Raw genomic sequence first — 3,524 nt, 5'->3', positions numbered from 1 at the left:
TATATTTAGCTGATTGTTCTACCCTAGTAGGAAGTATGACGGCAAATAAAACCGCAGTCAACAAGTTAAGCAAGCTATAAGCCAGCGACTCTTTAGTCGAGGCTTCGTAGCCCCGAGCAAGCAGTTCAAGGATGGAAAAAGAAGCAGGAAAAATACCGGGTTCGCTGTTGGCCCGGCCTTGGCAGCATAGCGATCGCAGCAATCAGCTTGTGGTACCGTCAAAACAACCACCTGATGCCAGATTAAGCCTCAGAACAAGCACCGATGGTAGACCATTTTTTAACGTGACCGCGATCGCCACAGCCCTATTTATCCTGGTTTAGGGCGCGAGGTTTATTTTGCGCTCAAATTTCGCTACCGCCCCCGAGACGAAACCGACAGCGTACCCATCAGCGACAACTAGGGCTGATCTCAAATCCGCCCTTCATCGGAATTATTCATCTCTGTGTTCTCTTCCTCTGCGTTCTCTGCGTACTCTGCGGTTTAATCATTCCAATGCAACCGGAATTGATATGAGAAATCTTTTCGACAGCAATCCCCGCGATTCTCGTCATCGGCGTCAGCATCTACAGCGTCGAAGTTTTTAGAGAAATGGGAGATTTCGATCCGGGTGCGGGTGACGGCTGACATTCACAACTGAGCCCATGCAGCTCACAAAATGCCGAAAGGCAGCCGGATAGCAGCCGGGCCGATCGCAGACTCAGGAGACGCGGTGCCAGAAACAGCACCAGAACTCACACCACAAATGGCTCCCACCCCCAGCAGCGCCACATACCGCGAAGTAGGCAAACCCTCAGAGACGGGACAATCTGCAGGCATCACAGTCAACGTCACTGGCATCTAAGCTGCTACGCAGCTAGATTGTATAAAATCAAGTTGAAACACTCACCGCCCGATCGAACCTGCGGTGATTCTTGACACTTCATCGAAATCCGCTACCGAAATAGTCTTACGTTTTCGACTTGTCTATAAGCGAGTCGTGGCAGTTCCCTATCCCGACGGGAGCGCCATTTTAACACAAAGCCCTCTTAAAAGGACGGGGTTTAAAACCCAATTTTTTGCTCAAATAAATTACCAATCGCTAAAATATATGTATATCCCAGCCAAAAATCATCTATCTTCAGTAGAACAATTAGAATAATAGTTACATAAATTATTAAATGAAGGAGAACTTGTTATTAAATCCGTGACATCCCGTACATTGTTGGTTGCCGCACTTCCTTCCTTCTTTGAATCTAAAACCTAAAATCTAAAATTCTGCAGCCATGTCCCAAAAAAACGAAACCGCTGTTCTGGTATTATCGCTCCTAATTACGATCGGGCTAGCCGGTGCAGGTATTTGGTGGCTGACAAGCCGAGGCAGCATCAATCTCGGAAGTTCATCACCCCAAAATCAGACATTTTCCAAGTCTCCGACGGGGAATGCCGAGCAGTCAGAGCAGGCAATTGGGCAGCGTCTGAGTGCCGGACAAAAACTGTTAATTCCAGAGCAAGCAACAACAACCAAACAAGCTGCAGTACAGGCGATCGCATCTGGCAACTATAACGCAGCTATTTCCGACTTACAAGCTTCGCTGAACACCAATCGCAACGATCCAGAAGCACTAATTTACCTCAACAACGCCCGCATCGGCGATCAAAAAGCCTACACAATTGCCGCCGCCGTTCCCATTGGCAGCGATATCAATGCTGCTCTAGAAATTATGCGGGGCGTAGCTCAAGCTCAAAATGAAATCAACCAAAGCGGCGGCATTAGCGGTACTCCCTTAAAAGTGGTAATTGCTAATGATGACAACAACCCAGAAATTGCCGCGCAAATTGCCAGTGCTTTAGCAAATAACTCGGAAATTTTAGGAGTAATCGGGCATTTTGGTTCAGATACGACGCTAGCAGCCAGCAAAATTTACCAGCAAAAACAATTAGTAGCAATTTCTCCCACAAGTACGTCGGTGCAGCTTTCAGGAGTTGGCAGCAATATATTTCGGACAGTGCCGAGCGATCGGTTTGCGGCTAATGCTATTTCCCGCTATATGCTGGGAAAATTGCAAAAGCAAAAAGCTGCTGTATTTTTTAATTCTGCCAGCAGTTACAGCAAATCTTTAAAAGATGAATTCACTACCGCTCTTTACGGAGATGGAGGACAAATAGTAGGCGAATTTGACTTTGCTAATGGCAATTTTAATGCTGCCGAGAGCGTTAAAAGTGCGATCGCCCAAGGAGCAGAAGTGATTATGTTAGCATCCAATTCAGCCACGATAGACCAAGCTTTGCAAGTAGTGCAAGTAAACGCCAAACGGCTACCATTACTAGCAGGAGACGGTGCTTATACTGCTAAAACACTGCAAATCGGTGGCGCAGGAGCAACAGATATGGTGCTAGCTGTTCCTTGGCACATTCTCGCAGATCCACAGTCAAACTTTCCCCAAACATCCAAACAACTTTGGAATGCTGAAGTAAGCTGGCGGACAGCTTTAGCCTACGATGCAGCCCTGGCGTTAATTGCCGGTTTAGGGCGCAATCCGACTCGTACAGGCATTCAACAAGCTTTATCGGCGTCAGATTTTTCGGCAAAAGGAGCATCCGGCCCGATTCGGTTTTTACCTTCGGGCGATCGCAATCGAGCAGTTCAATTAGTAACTGTTAAACCCGGAAATCGCACCAGTTACGGTTACGAGTTTGTGCCGATATCCGGTTTGTAAACTATTTGCGATCGCGAAATGTAGGTGATAATATTCAGTAATAAGTTCTATAGCTTATCAATCAGAAATGCTTACAAGATGAGTAGTTATATCAAATCCGCTGGCATCCGAATTCATATTACGCACAATCAGGACACGGCAGTGCCGTTTCCCTACAATTAATCGGGTGAAAATTACATCTCTCATTAAGTGTTCTTGATTATTTGCGCGTAGGGAAACGGCATTGCCCATAGGTGTCAACTTAAGCTTTTAGTCCATCAATCTTCCCGCTTACCCGTCAGTCCGCCAGGGGTTGAAACCCCTGTCTAATAGCTAAAGTCCACAGCGAGGAGGACTAATGAGTTTAAAAATTTTTATTCTCAGTCCTCATAGCGAGGACTTTAGCTTTGAGGCAGGGAATTCATTCCCTGTCGGACTGCCCGACAGTCGGACTGTTTAACGTTAAGTTGACACCAATGAGCACGCACGGTGTCCTCAGTATCATTCGGGTGCAACCGGAAACAATAGGACACTGACACGGTCTCAACTAAATTCTCCCATACTTACTTCTGTTTGATTACTACCAAAGTAATGTCATCAAATACTTTTTGCTCCCCGATGTATCGCCGCACGTCCTCAATAACAGCTTGCTTAATTTTTGCGGCTGACTGTTCCCTGTTAAGGACAACAACTTCAATCAATGGTTCGATACCGTATTGAGCTTTATTCATATCAAAAGCTTCCGTAATTCCATCGGTGTAGAGTACGACAACATCCCCCGAATTCAAATGTATTTCAGTAGAAGCAATGAAATCGGCAATATCTGGTTCCAAGGCGATGGGAAAG

The 3,524-nt window shown here is 46.1% G+C and carries 4 protein-coding genes; 3 read left to right on the top strand and 1 reads right to left on the bottom strand.

All coding sequences use genetic code 11. The features are described from left to right. Positions 1-131: 131 nt before the first annotated feature. The 3 genes from ACUVJL_RS37930 (at position 132) to ACUVJL_RS37920 (ending at position 2,699) form a co-directional block, all read left to right on the top strand. Positions 132-323, top strand: coding sequence for a hypothetical protein (locus ACUVJL_RS37930; RefSeq protein ID WP_445250522.1), 192 nt, complete (start codon positions 132-134; stop codon positions 321-323). A 335-nt stretch (positions 324-658) separates the two neighbouring features. After that, positions 659-844, top strand: a complete 186-nt coding sequence (locus ACUVJL_RS37925) for a hypothetical protein (protein WP_445250521.1) — start codon at positions 659-661, stop codon at positions 842-844. Between the two features lie 421 nt (positions 845-1,265). Beyond that, positions 1,266-2,699, top strand: coding sequence for an ABC transporter substrate-binding protein (locus tag ACUVJL_RS37920; protein WP_445250520.1), 1,434 nt, complete (start codon positions 1,266-1,268; stop codon positions 2,697-2,699). A 542-nt stretch (positions 2,700-3,241) separates the two neighbouring features. Here ACUVJL_RS37920 and ACUVJL_RS37915 read toward each other — a convergent pair. Beyond that, positions 3,242-3,524 (bottom strand): PP2C family protein-serine/threonine phosphatase (locus ACUVJL_RS37915; RefSeq protein ID WP_445250519.1); only part of this gene is annotated, 283 nt, incomplete at its 5' end.

Source organism: Microcoleus sp. OTE_8_concoct_300 (assembly GCF_031383065.1).
Classification (GTDB): domain Bacteria; phylum Cyanobacteriota; class Cyanobacteriia; order Cyanobacteriales; family Microcoleaceae; genus Microcoleus.
This window is presented reverse-complemented; position numbering and strand designations above follow the sequence as displayed.

Coding starts and splice junctions, on each gene's coding strand:
- ACUVJL_RS37930 (WP_445250522.1), top strand. CDS start 132: ATGGAAAAAGAAGCAGGAAAAATACCGGGTTCGCTGTTGGCCCGGCCT.
- ACUVJL_RS37925 (WP_445250521.1), top strand. CDS start 659: ATGCCGAAAGGCAGCCGGATAGCAGCCGGGCCGATCGCAGACTCAGGA.
- ACUVJL_RS37920 (WP_445250520.1), top strand. CDS start 1,266: ATGTCCCAAAAAAACGAAACCGCTGTTCTGGTATTATCGCTCCTAATT.